The sequence below is a fragment of the Streptomyces sp. NPDC047886 genome (assembly GCF_043204435.1).
In the GTDB taxonomy this organism is placed as follows: Bacteria; Actinomycetota; Actinomycetes; order Streptomycetales; family Streptomycetaceae; genus Streptomyces.
Genome location: NZ_JBIDCF010000001.1, coordinates 1228182 through 1249987, shown reverse-complemented (window position 1 = coordinate 1249987; position 21806 = coordinate 1228182). Strand labels below are relative to the sequence as shown.

Genomic DNA, 21806 nt, shown 5'->3' with positions numbered 1-21806 from the left:
GCGGCCACATGGACGGCGACACGGGCATCGAGAAGGACACGCACAGCGACGTGGAAAGCGACAGCGACGTGGTGAGCGACAGCGACGTGGAAAGCGACAGCGACAGCGATAGAGACAGGGGCAGGGACGGGAAGACCGGGACGGACGTCGAGGGGCTCGTCCCCGCGCCCCGCACCCTCATCCGCGGCGCCGTCGCCCGCCGAGCCGCCGGCCCCGGGTACGTCACGCTCGGCGGTGACACCACGCTGGACGCCCGCCCCGGCACCGAGGGCACGGCGCGCCTGCTCCGTACCGTGCTCGGCGCCGCCACCGGCCTGCCCTTCGCGCCCGGCGGCGGACCGCGCTCCGTCCTGCTGCGGATCAGCGCCGACGTGGAAAGGGCGTACGGCCCGGAGGGCTACCGCCTGTCCACCGACGGCTCCGTCGCCGACGCGGCCGTCGTCATCGAGGGAGGGGGCCCCGCCGGGGTGTTCTGGGGCGCCCAGACGCTCCGCCAGCTCCTCGGCCCCGCCGCGTACCGCCGGGCGCCCGTCCACCCGGGGGAGTGGCGACTCCCGCTCGTCACGGTGGAGGACGGCCCCCGGTTCGGGTGGCGCGGGTTCATGCTGGACGTCGCGCGCCACTTCCTGCCCAAAGACGACGTCCTGCGCCAGCTCGACCTCCTCGCCGCGCACAAGCTGAACGTCCTCCACCTCCACCTCACCGACGATCAGGGCTGGCGGATCGAGATCGCGCGGTACCCGAGGCTCACCGAGGCGGGTGCGTGGCGCTCGCGGACGAAACGCGGGCACCGCGCGTCCCCGCTGTGGGACGACACCCCGCACGGCGGGTTCTACACCCACGACGACATCCGCGAGATCGTCGCGTACGCCGCCGAGCGGCACATCACCGTCGTCCCCGAGATCGACGTTCCCGGCCACTCGCAGGCCGCCATCGCCGCGTACCCCGAACTCGGCAACGGCGACGCGGTCGACACGGCGTCCCTCGGCGTCTGGGACACCTGGGGCGTCAACCCGAACGTCCTCGCCCCCACCGACACCACCCTCCGCTTCTACGAAGGGGTACTCGAAGAGGTCCTCGGACTCTTTCCCTCGACCTTCATCCATCTGGGCGGCGACGAGTGCCCCACGGAGCAGTGGCAGGCGTCCCCGGCCGCACGGGCCCGCGTCGAAGAGCTCGGGCTGAGCGGCGTGGACCGCCTCCGGTCCTGGTTCATCGGCCACTTCGACCGCTGGCTCGCCGACCGGGGCCGTCGCCTCATCGGCTGGGACGAGATCCTGGAGGGCGGCGACAGGCCCGAGCCGGTACGGGCGTCCCGCGGTGATGAGCGGGTACGGGCGTCCGGCGGTGACGAGCGGGTACGGGCGTCCGGCGGTGACGAGCGGGTACGGGCGTCCGGCGGTGACGAGCGGGTACGGGCGTCCGGCCGAGACGTGACGGCGTTCGGTCTCACGCCCGGCGCCGCCGTCACCTCCTGGCGCGGGTACGCCGGGGGCGTCGCCGCCGCCCGCGCGGGGCACGACGTCGTCATGTGCCCCGAGCAGCACGTCTACCTCGACCACCGGCAGAGCGGCGCCGACGAGGAGCCCGTGCCCATCGGGTTCGTCCGCACCCTGGAGGACGTCTACCGCTTCGACCCCGTGCCGCCGGGGCTGCCTCCCGAGGCCGCCGCCCACGTCATCGGCGCGCAGGCCAACCTGTGGACCGAGGCGGCCGAGAACCGCGCCCGCGTCGACTACCAGGTCCACCCCCGGCTCGCCGCGTTCGCCGAGGTCGCCTGGTCCACCACCCTGCCGGCGCCCGCCGAGCGGGACTTCGCGGACTTCGAACGCCGTATGGCCGCCCACTACCGGCGCCTCGACGCGCTCGGCGTCGCCTACCGCCCGCCCGGCGGTCCCCTGCCGTGGCAGCGCCGCCCCGGCGTACTCGGACGCCCGATCGAGGGGACGCCCCCGAACGTGTGACCCCGGCGGGAACCGGTACGCCGCGCGCCCGGCTCCCGGCCCTGTGAACCCCCACCGGAACAAGCCGTACAAGATCGCCGGGAAGTGGCAAAGAAGTGGCAATACGCCCTTGTCGCCGATGGCATGCCAAACCGGACCATCGCCCAGGTCATGGGACGTCGTGGGCGGATACGCGCTTCGCGGACCCTCGCGTCGGTCTTCCTGGAAGATGTGCCAGAGTTGCCACGTCGGGGCTGTGAGCACGTACGGTACGGCAACACAGGCGGGGACGCCGGGACAGCCGGGACACCGGGAAGGGGCAGCTGGGTTGACCACGCACGCACCGCAGGCGGCGCAGTCCGTGACGCTGCCCGCCACACTCGACGAGGCCGTGGCGGCGCTCACGGCCATGCCCGCCGCCGTGCCCGTCGCGGGCGGCACCGACCTCATGGCCGCCGTCAACAAGGGGCAGTTGCGCCCCGCCGGCCTCGTCGGACTCGGCCGCGTCAACGAGATCCGAGGCTGGCAGTACCAGGACGGCCACGCCCTCCTCGGCGCCGGACTCACCCACGCCAGGATGGGCCGCCCCGACTTCGCCGCGCTCATCCCCGCGCTCGCCGCCGCCGCCCGCGCGGCCGGGCCGCCGCAGATCCGCAACGCGGGCACCCTGGGCGGCAACGTCGTCACCGCGGCGCCCACCGGTGACTCCCTGCCCGTGCTGGCCGCGCTGGAGGCGGACCTCGTCGTCGCGGGCCCGGCGGGCACGCGCGAGATCCCCGTCTCCTACCTGCTGGCCGGCCGCGAGATGCTGGGTCCCGCCGAGCTCGTCGCGTTCGTCCGGGTGCCGATCCTGCACGCCCCGCAGGTGTACCTCAAAGCGACCGGGCGGACCGGCCCCGGCCGGGCCGTCGCGTCCGTCGCCGTCGTCCTGGACCCGGCGCGGCGCGCGGTGCGCTGCGCGGTCGGGGCGATCGCGCCGATGCCGCTGCGCCCGCTGGAGGCCGAGCACTGGATCGCCTCGCTCGTCGACTGGGACGGCGACCGGGGGCTCGCGCCCGAGGCGCTGACCGCGTTCGGCGAGTACGTGGCGGCCGCCTGCATCCCGGATCCGCCGCCCGCGCCCGAGGGCGCCGAGCAGCCGCCCGCGCTGCCGCCCGCCGTACTGCACCTGCGCCGCACGGTCGCCGTGCTGGCCCGACGAGCACTGGGGAGGGCGCTGTCGTGACGACCGAAGAGAACGACGAGCAGCAGCGGGGCGGCTGGCAGCCGACCCCGCAGGGCGAGTACGACGCCGACGCGACGGCGTTCGTGCAGCTGCCGCCCGGCGCCTCCCTGGAGGGCCTCCCGCTGGAGGCGCCCGGCCACGGCTATGTGCCGCCGCACATCGCCATGCCCGGAGCACCCGGCGGCCCGGCCGGTGTGCCGGATGCCGCCACGGGTGGCCACGACCTCCGCGACGCCCCCGACGTCCACGAGGCCCCCGACCCGCACGACGCCCACGCCACGGCCCAGTGGAACTTCCGGGAGGCGCTGGTCGCCGAACAGGAGCAGGCCGCTCCGCCGCCCGTGCCCGGCCCGTCCGAGCTGACCGGCCAGTGGACCATCCCGGTCGCCCAGGGGGACCTGCCCGAGGAGTCGGGCGAGTTCCAGCTGTCGCAGGCCGCCTCGCAGTGGACCGGCGGCAACCCGCCCGCGACGCTGCCGGGCGGTGCGCCCGCGCCCTGGGCGACGCCGTCGCCCGAACCGTCGCCGGAGCCGGTGGAGCGCCCGCCGACGCACGCCCCGGAAACCGCCGCGCCCGAGGCCCCGGTCGATGCCCCGGCCCCGGAGCCCGTGACGGCCGAGACGTACGCCGCGAACGTGGACGTGGCCCACGTCCAGGAACCCGTGGCGGCGCACGTCCCGGCCCAGGGCCAGGCGCCCGCTGCCGAACTCGCGCCGGCCGCCGAACTCCACGTACCGGCCGCCGAGCAGCCGCACGCGCCCGCACCCGCGAACGAACCCGCGAACGAACCCGCGCCCGTGGCCGCGCCCGCAGCCCCGCCGCTCGCCGATCCGGCGGACGCGGCGGCGCAGGCGCACACGCAGACGGACGCCCACACGCAGACGGACGCGCAGGCGCAGACGGACGCAGAGGCGCACGCGCAGGCACCGGCGGAAGCCCCGCCGCAGGCCCCGGCCCAGGACGGCCCCCCGCTCGGCGTCGGCGACAGCGACGAGCACCCGCACGTCTCGTACGTCCTGCGGGTCAACGGCACCGACCGGCCCGTCACCGAGGCGTGGATCGGCGAGTCCCTGCTCTACGTCCTGCGTGAGCGGCTCGGGCTCGCCGGCGCCAAGGACGGCTGCTCGCAGGGCGAGTGCGGCGCCTGCAACGTCCAGGTCGACGGCCGGCTCGTCGCCTCCTGCCTGGTGCCGGCCGCGACGGCCGCCGGCAGCGAGGTCCGTACCGTCGAGGGCCTCGCCGCCGACGGGCAGCCGTCCGACGTCCAGCGAGCCCTGGCCCGCTGCGGCGCCGTCCAGTGCGGTTTCTGCATCCCGGGCATGGCCATGACCGTGCACGACCTGCTGGAGGGCAACCACGCCCCGAGCGAGCTGGAGACCCGGCAGGCCCTCAGCGGCAACCTCTGCCGCTGCACCGGCTACCGGGGCGTCCTCGACGCCGTACGGGACGTGGTCGCCGAACGCGAGGCGAGCGCCGCGGCCGCCGCCGAGAACCGGCACACCGCACCCGAAGGGCACCCCGAGGCCCGTATCCCGCACCAGGTTCCCCACCCGCACGACGGAGGCATGGCGTGAGCAACGACGCGGCCACCGCCATCCCGGCGGTCGACGCCCCCCGGCAGGAGACCCCCGCCCACGGGCTGGGCGCCTCGCTCCCGTCGGCCGACGCGCGTGCCAAGGCCGAGGGCACCTTCCCGTACGCCTCCGACCTGTGGGCCGAAGGGCTGCTCTGGGCGGCGCTCCTGCGCTCGCCGCACGCGCACGCGCGGATCCTGTCGATCGACACGTCGGCCGCCGCCGCGATGCCCGGCGTACGGGCCGTCGTGACCCACGCCGACGTGCCGGGCGACCGGGCGTACGGCCGCAACGTCGCCGACCGGCCCGTCTTCGCCTCCGACCTGGTCCGCCACCACGGCGAGGCGATCGCCGCCGTCGCCGCCGACCACCCGGACACGGCCAGGCTCGCGGCCGCCGCGATCATCGTCGACTACGAGGTGATGGACCCGGTCACGGACCCCGAGAAGGCGTTCTCGGCACCCCCGCTGCACCCCGACGGCAACCTGATCCGCCACATCCCGCTCCGCTACGGCGACCCGGACGTGACGGGCGAGGTGATCGTGGAGGGGCTGTACCGCATCGGCCGCCAGGACCCGGCACCCATCGGCGCCGAGGCCGGGCTCGCCGTACCCCGCCCGGACGGCGGCGTGGAGATCTACACCGCGTCCACCGACCCGCACACCGACCGCGACCTGGCGGCCGCCTGCTTCGGCCTTCCCCCCGAGCAGGTCAAGGTCGTCGTGACGGGCGTCCCCGGCGCCACGGGCGACCGCGAGGACCCGGGATTCCACATCCCCCTCGGCCTCCTCGCCCTGCGCACCGGCGCACCGGTGAAACTGGCCGCCACACGCGAGGAGTCGTTCCTCGGCCACAGCCACCGCCACCCCACTCTCCTGCGCTACCGCCACCACGCGGACGCGGAGGGCCGCCTCGTGAAGGTGGAGGCCCAGATCCTCCTGGACGCCGGCGCGTACGCCGACTCGTCCTCCGAATCCCTGGCCGCGGCCGTCGCGTTCGCCTGCGGCCCCTACGTCGTGCCGCACGCCTTCATCGAGGGCTGGGTTGTCCGTACGAACAACCCGCCCTCCGGCCACGTGCGCGGCGAGGGCGCCATGCAGGTCTGCGCGGCGTACGAGGGCCAGATGGACAAACTGGCCGCGAAACTGGGCCTGGACCCGGCGGAACTCCGGCTCCGCAACGTCCTGGCGACGGGCGACCTCCTGCCCACAGGACAGACGGTCACCTGCCCGGCCCCGGTCGCGGAACTCCTCGAAGCCGTACGGGACTTCCCGCTCCCCACGCTGCCCAAGGACACCCCGGAGAACGGCTGGCTGCTGCCCGGCGGCCCCGAGGGCGCGGGCGAGCCCAGCGCGGTCCGGCGCGGCGTCGGCTACGCGCTCGGCATGGTCCACATGCTCGGTGCCGAGGGCACCGACGAGGTCTCCACGGCGACGGTCAAGGTCCAGGACGGCGTGGCGACGGTCCTGTGCGCGGCCGTGGAGACGGGCCAGGGCTTCGCCACCCTCGCCCGCCAGATCGTCCAGGAGACGCTGGGCGTCGAAGAGGTCCACGTGGCCTCGGTCGACACCGACCAGCCCCCGGCGGGACCGGCCACCCACGGCCGCCACACCTGGGTGTCGGGCGGCGCGGTGGAACGCGCGGCCAAGATGGTGCGCACCCAGCTCCTCCAGCCGCTGGCCCACAAGTTCGGCATGTCGACGGAGCTGCTCCAGATCACCGACGGCAAGATCACCTCGTACGACGGTGTCCTGTCGACCACGGTCATGGAGGCCATGGAGGGCAAGGAGCTCTGGGCCACCGCCCAGTGCCGCCCGCACCCCACCGAACCCCTCGACGAAGCCGGCCAGGGCGACGCGTTCGTGGGCCTGGCGTTCTGCGCGATCCGCGCGGTCGTCGACGTCGACATCGAACTCGGCGCGGTCCGGGTGATCGAGATGGCGGTCGCCCAGGACGTCGGCCGCGTCCTCAACCCGGCCCAGCTCGCCACCCGTATCGAGGCGGGGGTCACCCAGGGCATCGGCGCGGCCCTCACCGAGAACCTCCGCACCGCGCGCGGCCTGATCCGCCACCCCGACCTCACGGGCTACGCGCTGCCCACGGCCCTGGACGCCCCGGACATCCGTATCGTCTCGCTGGTCGAGGAACGGGACGTGGTGGCCCCCTTCGGCGCGAAGGCCGCGAGCGCGGTCCCGGTGGTCACGTCCCCCGCCGCCGTCGCCTCTGCCGTCCGCGCCGCCACCGGCCGCCCGGTCAACCGCCTCCCGATCCGCCCCCAGTCGGCCGTGGTGACAGCCACCTCGTAGTGCTTCGTGTCGCTCCGGGGCGCGCGACTACAGTCGGTGCCGTGAACACCCGCCGAGTTCCCGGTATGACCCGGCGAGGCTGACCGCAGCGAGGGGGAAGCGATGTCGTTCGAGGACGAGTGGGCGCACGCGAAGGCCGATGTCGTGCAGCGGCGGGAGGCCGGTACGCGCCTCAACCAGCTGCCGGCAGAAGCCGGCAGCAGTGGAGCGGCGAACTACAAGGTCATCCCCAAGGACCTCCAGGCGGTGGGAAACGAAGCTCAGGAGCTGTTCCACGGCTTCGAAGCCGCAGCCTTCCACGCGGGAGCTCAAACAGGCACGGCCGCCACGAGTCTTGACCAGGACGGCTTCAAGACCGGTTCTGGCATGTGGACCGCATGGGACAAGTGGCGTACGCAGTGCGAAACGCTGCTGAGCGCATGCGCACATATCCACAATCACCTTGAGTACACGATCGCTGACAACGCGAAGGGTGAGGAAGTTCTTATCAGCAACTTCTCCATCTCCAAGGTCGATAAGCACTTCTCCTGAGGGGCTCGCAGATGCCGACATTCGACCAAGTGCTCCATGTCAGACTCGGCAGTCTGAGGGAGGCTGTCACGGACTGGGGGCAGACCTATGACAAGCTGGCCAAACTGCAGGAGAAGGCGGAGAACGGCCTTCGCCATAAAGCGGACAAGGCAAACTGGGCGGGAGAGAACGCAGGCGTAACTCGCCCCTTCGTCAAGAAGACAGCCAAAGAGTTCGGGGACGCGGCCAAGGTCGCGGACAGTATCCGGAACATCCTGCGGGACGCACTGGCCGAATTTCAGGCGGCGAAGGATGCCCTGGAGAAGCTGGTTGAGCAGGCGCCGGGCAAGGGTATTCGTATCGACGCCAATGGAGTCGTTGGCTACCTGATTCACCCGGACCGCAGGAGCAAGGACTACGACGGCCCCAAGCCGGAACAGTCCGACTTCGATGCGATGAGATCGGCCATCAAGGCAGCCATCGAGAGAGCCAATGATGCGGATGATGTGGCATCACGGGCCATGCGTACGGTGGTGGGCGCCGACGAGAACAACTTCTCCGGCACAGAGTACACATCTCTCCAGGCTGCCTCGAAGGCCCAGGATGCCGAGGATGCCAAGTGGGCAGCCGACATCGTCAAGAAGGGTGACGACGCGACACCCAAGGAGATCGACAGGCTGAACAGGTACTTCACGGACAACAAGGGGGATCCGCACTTCGCGGAGCGATTCGCCCTCGAAGTCGGCGCGAAGGGCACTCTTGAATACTGGGCGGACCTGGGGGACTTCAGCGACGGATCGCGGCTCGGAATCGACAACCCGGACAAGCTGAAAGAGCTCCAGAAGAACTACAGCCTGACACTGGCCGCTGCCACCCACGCCACCAGCCCGGAGATGGAAGCGTGGAAGTCGGACATGATCAAGGCGGGCGACGACCCGATCCGCGCGCGTGGAAGCTCTCCGTACGGGTTCCAGATCATGAGCAACCTCATGCGGGTCGGCGACTACGACGACAAGTTCCTGCGCAGCTACGGGAACGCCCTCGTCGCGACCGAGCAGAAGATCACCCATGGGAACGCCGGAGCGGCGGACAGGGCCTGGTTCTCCCCCCAGGCGAATCACCTCAACTGGATGGGCGGAGACCAGGGCCGGGACCCCGTGATCGGCTTCATGGAGGCCCTGGGGAGGAACCCAGGGGCGTCGACCGCGTTCTTCAACAGCGACATCGACCTCACCCCCGACAACACCACCGACGACAAGAAGCTCAACGCCTTCGACTACTTCACCAAGGACAGGAACTGGCCGGAGGAACTCACGGACAAGGGCGACATGTCCCGGGAACCCGGGTTCAACGCCCTGGGCCACGCCCTGGAATCCGCGACCACCGGTCGCGCCCACGACGCGGGGCCTGGCCGGCAGGACGCCCGCACGACGGAAACCGCGCAGGTCATGCAGAAGGTGGTCGAGTACTACGGCGGCGACCCGAAGCGCATGCACGAACAGCCCGGCATGGAGGACAGCCTGGCGAGGATGGGTACGGCGTACATCGATGAGCTGAACCGGGCGTTGGAGACCGAGTACGACACCACGATGACGGAGAACGCCGATTCGCCCTTCGGGTACAACGGGCCGGACGGCACCTCGAGATTCGGCGACAGGTTCGACACGGAACTGCTGTGGAGCCGGAGTGAGGCGGTCGCCTTCATGGGAATCGTCGCACAGACCGAGGTAGGGCACGCACAGCTGTCCATGGCTCAGTCGGTGTACACGGCGAGCGTACTCGACGTGGTCGGTCCCCGGCCCGGTTCAGTGGATCTCCGCAACGATCTCCTCCTCACCGATGCCAAGACCGCTTTGCGTATCGGCGCCGAGGCGCACGGAATCCTCGACGAGTCCCGTATGGCCCAGATCGACGCCACCTACGCGAAGGAATCCGAGGACCACAAGAAGGCGGTCGGAAAGACCACGGAGTGGGTCAAGTTCGGTGTGGGCGTAGTGGTCACCGGTGGAGTGGCAGCCATGACGGGCGGGGCCGGTGGGGCCCTGATCCCGCTGGCAGCGGAGACCGCCGGAGGCGCGGTGGTGACCATGCTCGGAATGGAGGCCGCCGACATCGCGGAGAAGTACGAGAAGGATGAGCAGGCGAAGAAGGAGGCGGACACTCAGAAGGAGAGTGCCCTCCAAGCCGGCCGGCAGTTCGCCGTGCAGCCCGGGGTGGCATACGCGATGGCGCCGGGCTGGACCCGCGCGGAATCCAACTATCTGAGGGAAGAGCTGGTGGCGGACATTATGAACGGGCGTATGCACGGTCGTGGCAACTCTCTTCCCGATCCCTATCAGAAGCAGTGAACATGCCGACTTCCGCGCTGAGGATTCTGGCGGCGGCCGTTGCCGTCCTGATGCTCGTGTCCTGCTCCGCCGACCCCGAACAGCCACGGGGAGAGGCGACCGAAGAGCTGTGTGGGGGGTTCGCCGAGGGCGAATCTCTCGCAGCCCTCGAGTCGATCGTCGGCGAGGACGTTCTCACGGACAGGCTTTCCGACCGGGAGGGGACGATCAGGGCGCTTCGGTCTCCTGACGGGGAGGTGACGGTGGAGGAGTACGCGTCGGGAAGCCCCTACTGCAGGCTCTGGTCGGAGAGGGATTCCGGTCAGGTTCTCGACATCGCATTCCGTGAGGCGCTGGTGATCCCAGAGAGCCGTGACCGTGCCCAGTTCACCTACTACGCTTCCGGAAGAAAGGCGTTCTCTTCCGACCGGCTTGCGATGGTCTACTTCGAGTGCCGACTCAGCGGCTCGAAGGACTTCTTCCTGGCCGCCATGCTGGAGCGCTCGAACCGAAAGCGAGAGCATGTGCCGGGCGTCCGAGCCAGCCAGATCACGCTGCTCAACGCCGCGGCACGCGCGGTCTCCAAAGACCTGAACTGCCAGAACGACACGAAGCTGGTCGCCGGTGTGCCCGTACCCGAAGCAGCGGACGGTGCCCCCGCTCCCGTCAAGGGCAGTGACCGTCGAGGCTGACCGCAGCGAGGGCGTGCGGATTCGGGGGACATGTGACGGGACGAGGAGAAGGCCCTGGGCGGTCCCGACGCCTCGGCCCTGCACCCCTACGAGCTGGGGCTCAAGGCGGTGGCCGGGTCTCGGCGCTCGTACCTCTACTTCGGCTGCGTCAGCCCGCGCCTGCCCGGGTCGCGGGAGCATCCGGCCGTCGTGGGCGGTGAGTTGTTCAACCGGGGCGCGCCCCGAGGGGAGTCCCGTGTTCTGCGCGAGGCGGGGCTCACCGCGCCGCCCGCCGACGACGGGTGCCGCCTCCCCGGACCCGCCTGGCGTGGCGGGCACGGGGAGGCGTACGCGTGTCAGGCCACACAGCCGGGCAGCTGGGCCCGCCCGGACTCGGCGACCTTCTGGCCGTTGACGTACATCTCGCTGTAGATGCCGCGGACGTGGACGAGACCGGTGAAGCAGGCGCCTGCCGCGTCCAGGGATCCCACCGAGAAGAACTGCTTGTTGTGGGCGAGGCGCTTGTCCGGGTTGAAGGCGATGTCCGACCAGATCATGACTTCGACGGTGGCGTTGCCGCAGCCACCTCCGCGCCGTTCGACGGTGGCCTTCGCCCTGCCGGTTCCGTCACTGGTCGGGAGGTGCGCCGTGTTGGTGCAGGGCAGGGCCCGTGACGATCCGTGGGCCTTCTGGGCCCCGGCCTGTGCGGGGGCGAGCCCGCACAGCAGGGCGGTGGTCGCGGCCATCACCGTGATGGCGGTGGAACGTCGCATGTCTCCTCCTTGGTTGCAGGGGTCTCGCACCCTCCGGGTGTGGGCGTGGTGCGATCTCCCACGAGCCGCTTGACGCGGTGGGGTCCCGCCGTTCGCGGAGCCGGGTGGGTCTGAGTCTGCGAAGGGGGCGACGGCCCTCACAAGGCGATCCCGGCTGCTTCACCGAAGTCGGGATCCCGCCCTCTCCGACCTGCGGGGACGTGCTCGTCCCGGGACGGGTGAAGCGGCGACCGGGTGGCGTGGGGACGCGTTCTCCGGATCGCCCGCCGAAACGATGAGTTCCGGCGCCCGGTCCGGTCTACCCGGGTGAGGAGAGAAGGAGCCCACCATGCACAAGGTCACGCAGAAGATCACGCCGTTCCTGTGGTTCGACACCGAGGCCGAGCAGGCCGTCGCGCACTACACGTCGATCTTCGACGATGCCCAGGTCGTCAAGGTCACGCACTTCGGGGAGGCCGGGCCCCGGGAGGCGGAGATGGTCATGACCGTGGAGTTCGAGCTCGCCGGGCAGCGGTTCGTCGCGCTGAACGGCGGGCCCGAGTTCAGGTTCACGGAGGCCGTGTCGCTGGCCGTGGCGTGTGAGACCCAGGAGGAGGTCGACCACTACTGGTCCCGGCTGTCCGAGGGCGGCGAGGAGGGCCCGTGCGGCTGGCTCAAGGACAGGTTCGGGCTGTCCTGGCAGGTCAACCCCCGGGTGCTGGACGAGCTGCTCAGCGACCCCGACCCCGTCAAGGCGAACCGGGTCATGCGGGCCATGCTCGGCATGAAGAAGATCGACATCCAGGGGCTGAAGGACGCCTACGCGGGCTGAGCCGCGCCGGAGAAGTCCGCCCGGCGCCTCGTCAGCGCCGACGGTGACGTGCCGGGTCCTACGACCAGCGGACGAGATCGTTCCCGGTCGTAGGACAGGGGCCAACCTGTGGCATGCCCCTTACTCTGTGGGCATGAGCGCCTTGGAGCCCCCCGACACCGCCGATCCGCCCGTCGCCGCCCGTCCGCAGGAGGCGGGCGGCGTGCTGGACCGGTCGCATCGGGCGCTGAGCATCGGCATCGTCTCGGTCGTGCTGCTGATCGCGTTCGAGGCGACCGCCGTCGGTACGGCCATGCCCGTGGCCGCGCGGGAGCTCGAAGGGGTGGCGCTGTACGCGTTCGCGTTCTCGGCGTTCTTCACCACCAGCCTCTTCGGCATGGTCCTGGCCGGGCAGTGGGCCGACCGGGACGGGCCCCTGGGGGCGCTGGCGACCGGGATCGCCTCGTTCGGGGCGGGGCTCGTGGTGTCCGGGACCGCCGGGACGATGGTGCTGTTCATCCTGGGGCGGGCGGTGCAGGGGTTCGGCGGCGGGCTGGTGATCGTCGCCCTGTACGTGGTCGTCAGCCGGGCGTACGAGGAGCGGCTGCGGCCCGCGATCATGGCGGCGTTCGCGGCGAGCTGGGTGATCCCGTCCGTGGTGGGGCCCCTGGCCGCGGGGACCGTGACCGAGCGGCTCGGGTGGCGGTGGGTGTTCCTGGGGATCCCCGTCCTGGTGGTGTTCCCGCTCGCGCTCGCGTTGCCTGCGATACGCCGCAGGGCGTCCGGGCCCGCCGACCCGGGGGCGCCCGTCGCCGCGTTCGACCGGCGGCGGCTGCGGCTGGCGTTCGGGATCTCGGTGGGCGCCGGGCTGCTCCAGTACGCGGGGCAGGAGCTGAGGTGGCTGTCGCTGGCCCCGGCGGCGATCGGCGCCGCCCTCCTCGTACCCGCCGCGCTGGGGCTGCTGCCGCGCGGCACCTACCGGGCGGCGCGCGGGCTGCCGTCGGTGGTGCTGCTGCGCGGGGTCGCGGCGGGGGCCTTCATCGCGGCCGAGTCGTTCGTCCCGCTGATGCTCGTCACGGAGCGGGGGCTCTCGCCGACGCTCGCGGGCCTCTCGCTCGCGGTGGGCGGGGCGACCTGGGCGCTGGGGTCGTTCGTCCAGTCGCGGCCGCGCGTGGAACCGTACCGGGAGCGGCTGATGGTGCTCGGCATGCTGCTGGTGACGCTCTCCATCGCGGCGGTGCCGAGCGTGCTGCTGCCGGCCGTGCCGGTGTGGATCGTGGGCGTGGCCTGGGGCTTCGGCTGCCTGGGCATGGGCATGGTGATCGCCTCCACGAGCGTGCTGCTGCTGAAGCTGTCGGCGCCGGAGGAGGCGGGTACGAACTCGGCCGCCCTCCAGATCTCGGACGGCCTGTCCAACGTGCTGCTCCTGGCGGCGGGCGGTGCCGCGTTCGCCGCCCTCGGCGGCGGCTCCGTCGCGGGGCACGCGGCGGTCGGTGCGGGCGCTGCCACGGGCGGCTCGCACCCGGCCGCGTTCGCCGTGGTGTTCCTGCCGATGGCGGGCGTGGCCCTGGTCGGAGCCTGGGTGGCGACCCGGGTCAGAACCCCTGCGGAGGCCCCGGCGGCCGGCGCGGCGCCCGGGACGCCGACGGCGCCCACGGCCGGCGGGTGACGCGGCGCTCCCGTGCCGTGCGAGGAGGCTGGTACCAGAATGACCCCATCGCGTAGTACCATTCTGGTATGGCTATGAACCTGCGTCTCCGCGACGACCAGAACGACGCCCTGAAGCAGCGTGCCGAGCAGGAGGGCGTGAGCATGCACGCCATAGTGCTCAAGGCGGTCGACGACTACCTTGCGCGCACCGCGCAGGAGGCCATCGTGCGCAAGACGGCCAAGGAGCAGGCGGCCAAGTGGCACGAACTCCTGGAGCGACTCAAGTGACGTGCATCTACCTGAGCGCCGAGGACGTCCTGGCCATCGCCGAGCACGCGATCGATGACCAGGACGTCGTCGTACGGGACGCCGGGCTCCTGGAGTCCGCCGTGCACCGCCCCTCCGCGGCGATGTTCGGCCAGGAGGCGTACCCCGACCTCATGGGAAAGGCGGCCGCCCTGCTCCAGTCCCTCGCGATCAACCACCCGTTCTTCGACGGCAACAAGCGCACGGCGTGGCTGTCCTGCGTGACCTTCCTCGCCATGAACGGCGTGGACCTCCGGCCCGACATCGACGCCGCCGAGCGGCTGGTCATCGACGTCGCCACCGGGGACGAGGACGAGATCAAGAACATCGCCCAGCGGCTGGCGGCACTCACGTTGTGACGCCCGTCGCACTCCGCGAGGTCACGGCGCCGTCCGTCCGGGAGCCGGGCCGGGCCACCGGTAGGGTGGCCCGGTTGTCGTACGTAAGGCCCGTGCGTGAGCCCGCATCACGCCCGTACCGCCGTCCGTACCTCGCCCGTCCGTACCTCGCCCCGCGCGAGCCCGTACGTACGCGCCCGTGCCCCCCAGAGCCGAGAGCCCCGAATCGGAGACCGTGACTACTACCGCCTCCCATCACCTCTCACCCGCCTTCCCCGGCCGCGCCCCCTGGGGCACCGCCAACAAGCTGCGTGCCTGGCAGCAGGCCGCCATGGAGAAGTACGTCCAGGAGCAGCCCCGCGACTTCCTCGCCGTCGCCACGCCCGGCGCGGGCAAGACCACCTTCGCGCTCACGCTCGCCTCGTGGCTGCTGCACCACCACGTCGTGCAGCAGGTCACGGTCGTCGCGCCGACCGAGCACCTGAAGAAGCAGTGGGCGGCCGCCGCCGCGCGGATAGGCATCAAGCTGGACCCGGACTACAGCGCCGGTCCGCTGAGCAAGGAGTACCACGGGGTCGCCGTCACCTACGCCGGTGTCGGCGTCCGCCCCATGCTCCACCGCAACCGCTGCGAGCAGCGCAAGACGCTGGTCATCCTGGACGAGATCCACCACGCCGGCGACTCCAAGTCGTGGGGCGAGGCATGCCTGGAGGCGTTCGAGCCGGCCACGCGGCGGCTCGCGCTGACCGGTACGCCGTTCCGGTCCGACACCAACCCCATCCCGTTCGTCACGTACGAGGAGGGGAACGACGGCATCCGCCGCTCGTCCGCCGACTACACCTACGGGTACGGGAACGCCCTCGGCGACGGCGTCGTCCGGCCGGTGATCTTCCTCAGCTACAGCGGCAACATGCGCTGGCGCACCAAGGCGGGCGACGAGATCGCCGCCCGGCTCGGCGAGCCCATGACCAAGGACGCCGTCTCGCAGGCCTGGCGCACCGCCCTCGACCCGCGCGGCGACTGGATGCCCAACGTCCTGCGCGCCGCCGACCAGCGGCTCAGCGAGGTGCGCAAGTCCATCCCCGACGCCGGCGCCCTCGTCATCGCCTCCGACCAGGACTCCGCCCGCGCCTACGCCAAGCTGATCCGGGAGATCACCGGGCACGGCGCCACCGTCGTCCTCTCCGACGACGCCGGGGCCTCGAAGAGGATCGACGAGTTCAGCGAGAACGACGACCGCTGGATGGTCGCCGTGCGCATGGTGTCGGAGGGCGTCGACGTGCCACGCCTCGCGGTCGGCGTGTACGCGACGACGATCTCGACGCCGCTGTTCTTCGCGCAGGCCGTGGGGCGTTTCGTACGGTCCAGGCGGCGCGGCGAGACCGCGTCCGTGTTCCTGCCGACCATCCCCATGCTCCTCGGCTTCGCCAACGAGATGGAGGTCGAACGGGACCACGTCCTGGACCGGCCGAAGAAGGCGGGCGACGACGAGGACCCGTACGCCGAGTCCGAGAAGGAGATGGACGAGGCGAACAAGCAGCAGGACGAGGACACCGGCGAGCAGGACATGCTGCCGTTCGAGGCGCTGGAGTCCGACGCCGTCTTCGACCGCGTCATGTACAACGGCGCCGAGTTCGGCATGCAGGCCCACCCGGGCAGCGCGGAGGAGCAGGACTACCTCGGCATCCCGGGGCTGCTGGAGCCCGACCAGGTGCAGCTGCTCCTGCAGAAGCGGCAGGCCCGGCAGATCGCGCACAGCAGGCAGAGGCCCGCCGACGAGGCCGACCTGCTGGAACTGCCCGCCGAACGGCGGCCGGTGGTCTCGCACAAGGAGCTGCTGGAGCTGCGCAAGCAGCTGAACACGATGGTCGGCGCGTACGTACACCAGAGCGGCAAGCCGCACGGCGTCATCCACACCGAGCTGCGGCGCGTGTGCGGCGGCCCGCCGAGCGCGGAGGCCACGGCCGGCCAGATCCGCGAGCGGATCAAGAAGGTCCAGGAGTGGGCCACGCGCATGCGCTGACACCGCGACGGTCCGCCGCGGCCGGCGCCGCGCGGACCGGTTCCGGGCGCCCCGGGGACGTGCCTTTCGGGTACGGCTTCGGGGCGCTTCCGTGCCTAGCGCCACAAACCCGGAGCAACTCCCCATCGACGCCCGGATTCTGGACGAGGTCTTCCGCTGAGCGGAGACGGTCGCTACTGTCCGGGCACATGCAAACGCCCCGTGGCAGCGCCGCCGCGGAGCGCAGCCGGTGTGCCATGGCCTGCCGGCGGCCTCTCGGTGCGACGCCTATGGGACAGGTGTCGCTGAAGCCTTGAGAGTGTCCGCCGTCACTCACTCCGAAGGAGAGGGCGTCGTGACCGCGGAGACTTCCCAGACGCTCGACCGAGGACTGCGCGTCCTCAAACTGCTCGCCGACACCGACCACGGGCTGACCGTCACCGAGCTGTCCAACCGGCTCGGTGTCAACCGCACCGTCGTCTACCGTCTGCTCGCCACGCTCGAACAGCACGCGCTCGTACGCCGTGACCTCGGTGGCCGTGCCCGGGTCGGCCTCGGAGTGCTCCGGCTGGGCCGCCAGGTCCACCCGCTGGTACGGGAGGCCGCGCTGCCCGCCCTGCGGTCGCTGGCCGAGGACATCGGGGCGACGGCCCACCTCACGCTGGTCGACGGCACCGACGCGCTCGCCGTCGCGGTCGTCGAACCGACCTGGACGGACTACCACGTGGCCTACCGTGCCGGTTTCCGCCACCCGCTCGACCGGGGCGCGGCCGGCCGCGCGATCCTCGGGGCCCGCCAGGGCGGCCTGCCGGAGCCCGGGTACACGCTCACGCACGGGGAGCTGGAGGCCGGCGCGAGCGGAGCCGCCGCCCCGCTGCTGGGCGTGACGGGCGTGGAGGGCAGCGTGGGCGTGGTCATGCTCGCGGACGCCGTCCCGGAGCGGGTCGGCCCCCGCGTGGTCGATGCCGCCCGCGAAGTGGCCGACGCGCTGCGCTGACGCGGACGCTCCGGTGCCGACGCGGGCACGGGCGGGGCCGACGGCCGGCCAGCCAGGCACCCCGCAGCTCGCCTCCCGTAGCTCGCATCCCGCGCCCCGCGCCCCCGCGTCCGACGCCGGCCGAGGAGGGTGGGGCAGGCGGCTCATGGGGCTCGGCCGATAGATTGGCGTCGTGCTCTCCAGCCTCACGCGCCCCCGTGCTCTCGCCCTGTGCGCCCTGCCCGTCCTCGCGCTGCTGGCCGTCGCCGGGTTCGCGCCGCTGCCGTTCGCCATCGCGCAGCCCGGCTCGACCGCGGACGTCCTCGGCGCCGACAAGGGGCGGCAGGTGATCACCGTCTCCGGGGCGCCCGTGCGGCAGACCGAGGGCCGGCTGCTGATGACGACGATCCTGGCGACCGGGCCCGGCACGGACCTCGACCTCGCCGACGTCGCGGCGAGCTGGTTCCGCACGGACCGCGCCGTACTGCCGCACGACTCCGTCTACCCGGCCGGCAAGTCCGACCAGGAGATCGAGAAGCGCAACCTCGGGCAGATGAAGGAGTCGCAGAACAGCGCCGTCCTGGCCGCCCTCGGCCACCTGGGCAAGAGTACCGAGGACGTCGAGGTCACGCTGCACCTCGCGGACATCGGCGGCCCCAGCGCCGGGCTGCTGTTCTCGCTCGGCATCGTGGACAAGCTCGACGGCGACGGCTCGGGCGGTGACCTCACCGGCGGGCGGACCATCGCGGGTACGGGGACGATCACGCCCGACGGGAAGGTCGGCGCCGTCGGCGGGGTCTCCCTCAAGACGCAGGCCGCCGCCCGTGACGGCGCCACCGTCTTCCTCGTACCGAAGGACGAGTGCTCCGACGCCCGCGCCGAGGCTCCCGAGGGTCTGCGGCTCGTCCCCGTGTCGACGCTGGACGACGCGGTGTCGTCGCTGCGCGCCCTGGAGCGCGGCGGCAAGGTCCCCAGCTGCTGACCCGGCCACCCGCGCCCCGGTCACCCGCGCCCCGGTCACCGGCGAGCTGGCCACCGCGAGCCGGCCACCCGCGGTCACCCGCCGACCCCGCCACCGCTCGCCGCGCCCGCCCCGCCCCGGCCCACCGCCGCCGATCAGGCCGGGTCGTCACCGGCGGCCTGCTCCACCAGCGGGATGATCCGCAGCGGTACGGGGTTCTCCATCACGATCGCCGTGGACGCCCGCACGATGCCGTCGAAGCCGACGACCCGGTCGATCACCCGCTGGAGGTCCGCGTTCGAGCGGGCCACGAGCCGGCACAGCATGTCGCCGTGGCCCGTCGTGGTGTGCAGCTCCAGCACCTCCGGCACCCCCGCCAGATGCTCCCGGATGTCCGCGCCCTTGCCCTGCTTGATCTCCAGCGTGGCGAACGCCGTGACCGGATAACCGAGCGCCGCCGGATCCACGTCCGGGCCGAAGCCCCTGATCACCCCGTTGGACTGGAGCCGGTCCAGACGGGCCTGGACGGTGCCCCGGGCCACACCGAGCCGGCGCGACGCCTCCAGCACACCGATCCTCGGCTCACGCGCCAGAAGCGCGATGAGCCTGCCGTCCAGATGATCGATCGCCATGACGGCCTCCCAGTGGTCATCCTGTACACAACGCCCTCCCATAGTGCGTCCCGGCTATACGGATTGCCCAGAGGATTCGCGAACTATTGCGCAGCTTGTGGATCGGAGAGAGCCTGCCGCCATGACTGAGACCATGCCTCACACCCCTGACACCGCTCGGCAGGCCGACCCCTTCCCGGTGAAGGGGATGGACGCGGTCGTCTTCGCCGTCGGCAACGCCAAGCAGGCCGCGCACTACTACTCCACGGCCTTCGGAATGAAGCTCGTGGCCTACTCCGGACCGGAGAACGGCAGCCGCGAGACCGCCAGTTACGTCCTGACCAACGGTGCCGCCCGTTTCGTGCTCACCTCCGTGATCAAGGTGTCCACCGACCGCGGCCGCTTCATCGCCGACCATGTCGCCGAGCACGGCGACGGCGTGATCGACCTCGCCATCGAGGTCCCGGACGCGCGCAAGGCGTACGCGTACGCCGTCGAGCACGGCGCGACCGGCCTCACGGAGCCGTACGAGGTGAAGGACGAGCACGGCACGGTCGTCCTCGCCGCCATCGCCACTTACGGCAAGACCCGCCACACCCTGGTGGAGCGGTCCGGCTACGACGGCCCGTACCTGCCCGGCTTCGTCGCCGCGCAGCCGCTCGTCGAGCCGCCGGCCAAGCGCACCTTCCAGGCCATCGACCACTGCGTCGGCAACGTGGAACTCGGCCGGATGAACGAGTGGGTGGCGTTCTACAACAAGGTCATGGGCTTCACCAACATGAAGGAGTTCGTGGGCGACGACATCGCCACCGAGTACTCCGCCCTGATGTCGAAGGTCGTCGCCGACGGCACGCTGAAGGTGAAGTTCCCGATCAACGAGCCGGCGATCGCGAAGAAGAAGTCGCAGATCGACGAGTACCTGGAGTTCTACGGCGGAGCCGGCGTCCAGCACATCGCGCTGGCCACCAACGACATCGTCGCCACCGTCCGCACCATGCGCGCGGCCGGCGTCCAGTTCCTCGACACCCCCGACTCGTACTACGACACCCTCGGCGAGTGGGTCGGCGACACCCGCGTCCCGATCGAGACCCTGCGCGAGCTGAAGATCCTCGCCGACCGCGACGAGGACGGCTACCTGCTGCAGATCTTCACCAAGCCGGTCCAGGACCGGCCGACCGTCTTCTTCGAGCTGATCGAGCGGCACGGCTCGATGGGCTTCGGCAAGGGCAACTTCAAGGCCCTGTTCGAGGCGATCGAGCGCGAGCAGGCCAAGCGCGGCAACCTGTAGGCGCCGTCGGCGACTTGTGGCCCCGTGGACCTGACCCGCGGGGCCACTGGCCGTTACAGTGCCGATCATGGCCAGGATCAACGACGTGGGCGGCATGCAGGGCTTCGGCCCCATCGACACGACCGACGACACCGAACCCTTCCACGCCGACTGGGAGGCCCGCGTCTTCGCCGTCAACCGCGCCCTCATCGCCGCCGGGGTCATCGACCTGGACGAGTTCCGCGACGCCATCGAGACGATGCCGACCGCCGACTACCTCGCCGCCTCCTACTACGAGCGCTGGTTCCACGCGATGCGCACCCTGCTGGAGCGCAAGGGCCTCATCCCGCCGGGAGCGCTCGATGACTGACCGCTTCCCGCCGGGCACCGTCGTCCGGACCTTCGACCACGACCCGCCGCACCACACCCGGCTGCCCCGCTACGCCCGGGGAAAGCGCGGCACGGTCGTCGAGCCGGAGGGCCGCTCCCCGCTGGCGGACGTCCGCGCCCAGGGCGCCGACGCACCGGTGGAACAGGTGTACGCGGTCCGCTTCAGCGCCCGCGACCTGTGGGGCGAGGGCGACCATGACGTCGTACTCGACCTGTTCGAAAGCTACCTGCACGTGGAGGACCAGTGACCGAGGCACACTCCGACGCCCTGATCTCCCGTCAGGTACGCCGGCTCGAGACCCTCCTCGAACAGCGCGGCATCGTGTCCGGCGAAGCCCTGGACGAGGTGCTCGACGCCTTCCTCACCGGCGCGTCCCCGGCGAACGGCGCCCATATCGTCGCCCGCGCCTGGACCGACCGGGACTTCCGCGCACGGCTGCTCGCGGACGGCAACGCGGCCGTCGCCGAGCTCGGCTACACCACCGGCAGCGCGCACCGGCCACGGCTGCGCGTCGTACGGAACACGGCGGACGTCCACAACGTGCTCGTCTGCACCCTCTGCTCCTGCTACCCCATCCGGCTGCTCGGCCCGTCGCCCAGCTGGTACAAGTCGGAGGCGTACCGCTCGCGGGTGGTCCGCGAACCCCGCGCCGTCCTGGCCGAGTTCGGCCTGCGGCTGCCGGAGGAGACGACGATCACGGTGTGGGACTCCACATCCGAGACCCGCTACATGGTCCTGCCCCGCCGCCCCGAGGGCACCGCCGGCCTGGCGGAGGCCGAACTGGCCGCCCTGGTCACCCGTAACGGCCTCATCGGTACGGCAGCGGTCTGACCACCGGCGGAAGGGGGCGCGCAGGGTCGCCCCCGCAGGGGATCGGAGGACACGCAACGCCTCGGTTTCCGGCAGCCGAACCCTCCGACCCCGAGGAGGCGAGCCCGGAGCGCCCCCCCCCCCCCCCCCGCGGGAGAGCCCCCCCCCCCCCCCCCCCGCGCCCCCCCCCCCCCCCCCCCCCCCCGCCCACCCACCGGCGGAAGAGCACCCACCCACCGGCAGCAAGGCACCCACCCACCACCCACCCACAGCGGGCAGGACCCCACCCACCGAAGCAGCAAGACACCCACCATCCCCCCCCACCCACAGCGCGGCAGGACCCCACCCACCCAACACCCGTCCACAGCGCGGCAG

Annotated in this window: 20 protein-coding genes; 18 read left to right on the top strand and 2 right to left on the bottom strand. The window is 71.8% G+C overall.

Annotated elements, in window-relative coordinates; all coding sequences use genetic code 11:
- The first annotated feature begins 8 nt into the window (after nt 1-8).
- From ACGF5U_RS05470 to ACGF5U_RS05440, 7 genes are all read left to right on the top strand, one after another.
- A complete protein-coding gene (locus ACGF5U_RS05470) occupies nt 9-1964 on the top strand; it encodes a beta-N-acetylhexosaminidase (RefSeq protein ID WP_392713107.1) in 1956 nt (651 codons plus the stop codon).
- A gap of 307 nt (nt 1965-2271) precedes the next feature.
- Entirely contained in the window at nt 2272-3168 is an 897-nt protein-coding gene (locus tag ACGF5U_RS05465; protein ID WP_392713106.1) for an FAD binding domain-containing protein, read from the top strand.
- Nucleotides 3165-4742, top strand: coding sequence for a 2Fe-2S iron-sulfur cluster-binding protein (locus ACGF5U_RS05460; protein WP_392713104.1), 1578 nt, complete (start codon nt 3165-3167; stop codon nt 4740-4742). The genes ACGF5U_RS05465 and ACGF5U_RS05460 overlap by 4 nt, the downstream gene beginning before the upstream one ends.
- Nucleotides 4739-7048, top strand: coding sequence for a xanthine dehydrogenase family protein molybdopterin-binding subunit (locus ACGF5U_RS05455; RefSeq protein ID WP_392713103.1), 2310 nt, complete (start codon nt 4739-4741; stop codon nt 7046-7048). The genes ACGF5U_RS05460 and ACGF5U_RS05455 overlap by 4 nt, the downstream gene beginning before the upstream one ends.
- A gap of 102 nt (nt 7049-7150) precedes the next feature.
- Nucleotides 7151-7579 carry a hypothetical protein gene (locus ACGF5U_RS05450; protein WP_392713102.1) on the top strand — a complete coding sequence of 143 codons (429 nt, stop codon included), beginning with the start codon at nt 7151-7153 and terminating at the stop codon, nt 7577-7579.
- Between the two features lie 11 nt (nt 7580-7590).
- Nucleotides 7591-9906 carry a hypothetical protein gene (locus tag ACGF5U_RS05445; protein WP_392713100.1) on the top strand — a complete coding sequence of 772 codons (2316 nt, stop codon included), beginning with the start codon at nt 7591-7593 and terminating at the stop codon, nt 9904-9906.
- A 2-nt stretch (nt 9907-9908) separates the two neighbouring features.
- Entirely contained in the window at nt 9909-10577 is a 669-nt protein-coding gene (locus ACGF5U_RS05440) for a hypothetical protein (RefSeq protein ID WP_392713099.1), read from the top strand.
- Between the two features lie 335 nt (nt 10578-10912).
- On the opposite strand, the gene ACGF5U_RS05435 is transcribed toward ACGF5U_RS05440, so the two are convergent.
- The gene (locus ACGF5U_RS05435; protein ID WP_392713097.1) at nt 10913-11329 is read right to left on the bottom strand and encodes a hypothetical protein; all 417 of its coding nucleotides are present in this window, start codon (nt 11327-11329) and stop codon (nt 10913-10915) included.
- Between the two features lie 328 nt (nt 11330-11657).
- Here ACGF5U_RS05435 and ACGF5U_RS05430 point away from each other — a divergent pair, with 328 nt between their 5' ends.
- From ACGF5U_RS05430 to ACGF5U_RS05400, 7 genes are all read left to right on the top strand, one after another.
- On the top strand, nt 11658-12140 hold the full coding sequence (locus ACGF5U_RS05430) for a VOC family protein (protein WP_392713096.1): 483 nt from the start codon (nt 11658-11660) through the stop codon (nt 12138-12140).
- Nucleotides 12141-12273: 133 nt separating this feature from the next.
- Nucleotides 12274-13788 (top strand): MFS transporter, encoded by a 1515-nt coding sequence (locus tag ACGF5U_RS05425; RefSeq protein WP_392713095.1) that lies wholly within the window; start codon nt 12274-12276, stop codon nt 13786-13788.
- Nucleotides 13789-13856: 68 nt separating this feature from the next.
- Nucleotides 13857-14057: a CopG family transcriptional regulator gene (locus ACGF5U_RS05420; RefSeq protein ID WP_392713094.1), complete on the top strand. Its 201-nt coding sequence runs from the start codon at nt 13857-13859 to the stop codon at nt 14055-14057.
- Nucleotides 14054-14434 (top strand): type II toxin-antitoxin system death-on-curing family toxin, encoded by a 381-nt coding sequence (locus tag ACGF5U_RS05415; RefSeq protein WP_392713093.1) that lies wholly within the window; start codon nt 14054-14056, stop codon nt 14432-14434. Before ACGF5U_RS05420 ends, ACGF5U_RS05415 begins: the two co-directional genes overlap by 4 nt.
- Nucleotides 14435-14648: 214 nt before the next feature.
- On the top strand, nt 14649-16436 hold the full coding sequence (locus ACGF5U_RS05410) for a DEAD/DEAH box helicase (protein ID WP_392713092.1): 1788 nt from the start codon (nt 14649-14651) through the stop codon (nt 16434-16436).
- 334 nt (nt 16437-16770) lie between these two features.
- Nucleotides 16771-17412: an IclR family transcriptional regulator gene (locus ACGF5U_RS05405; protein ID WP_392713090.1), complete on the top strand. Its 642-nt coding sequence runs from the start codon at nt 16771-16773 to the stop codon at nt 17410-17412.
- 172 nt (nt 17413-17584) lie between these two features.
- The gene (locus ACGF5U_RS05400; RefSeq protein WP_392713089.1) at nt 17585-18373 is read left to right on the top strand and encodes a PDZ domain-containing protein; all 789 of its coding nucleotides are present in this window, start codon (nt 17585-17587) and stop codon (nt 18371-18373) included.
- 134 nt (nt 18374-18507) lie between these two features.
- On the opposite strand, the gene ACGF5U_RS05395 is transcribed toward ACGF5U_RS05400, so the two are convergent.
- Entirely contained in the window at nt 18508-18984 is a 477-nt protein-coding gene (locus tag ACGF5U_RS05395; protein ID WP_392713088.1) for an Lrp/AsnC family transcriptional regulator, read from the bottom strand.
- Nucleotides 18985-19105: 121 nt separating this feature from the next.
- Here ACGF5U_RS05395 and hppD point away from each other — a divergent pair, with 121 nt between their 5' ends.
- The 4 genes from hppD to nthA all read left to right on the top strand — a co-directional run bounded on the left by hppD (nt 19106) and on the right by nthA (nt 21452).
- Nucleotides 19106-20251 (top strand): 4-hydroxyphenylpyruvate dioxygenase, encoded by a 1146-nt coding sequence (hppD, locus tag ACGF5U_RS05390; protein WP_392713087.1) that lies wholly within the window; start codon nt 19106-19108, stop codon nt 20249-20251.
- Nucleotides 20252-20318: 67 nt separating this feature from the next.
- Complete coding sequence (locus tag ACGF5U_RS05385) at nt 20319-20600, top strand: hypothetical protein (RefSeq protein ID WP_392713086.1); 282 nt, start codon at nt 20319-20321, stop codon at nt 20598-20600.
- The gene (locus tag ACGF5U_RS05380) at nt 20593-20868 is read left to right on the top strand and encodes an SH3-like domain-containing protein (protein WP_392713085.1); all 276 of its coding nucleotides are present in this window, start codon (nt 20593-20595) and stop codon (nt 20866-20868) included. Before ACGF5U_RS05385 ends, ACGF5U_RS05380 begins: the two co-directional genes overlap by 8 nt.
- A complete protein-coding gene (gene nthA / locus ACGF5U_RS05375; protein WP_392713084.1) occupies nt 20865-21452 on the top strand; it encodes a nitrile hydratase subunit alpha in 588 nt (195 codons plus the stop codon). The genes ACGF5U_RS05380 and nthA overlap by 4 nt, the downstream gene beginning before the upstream one ends.
- The last annotated feature ends 354 nt before the right edge of the window (nt 21453-21806 follow it).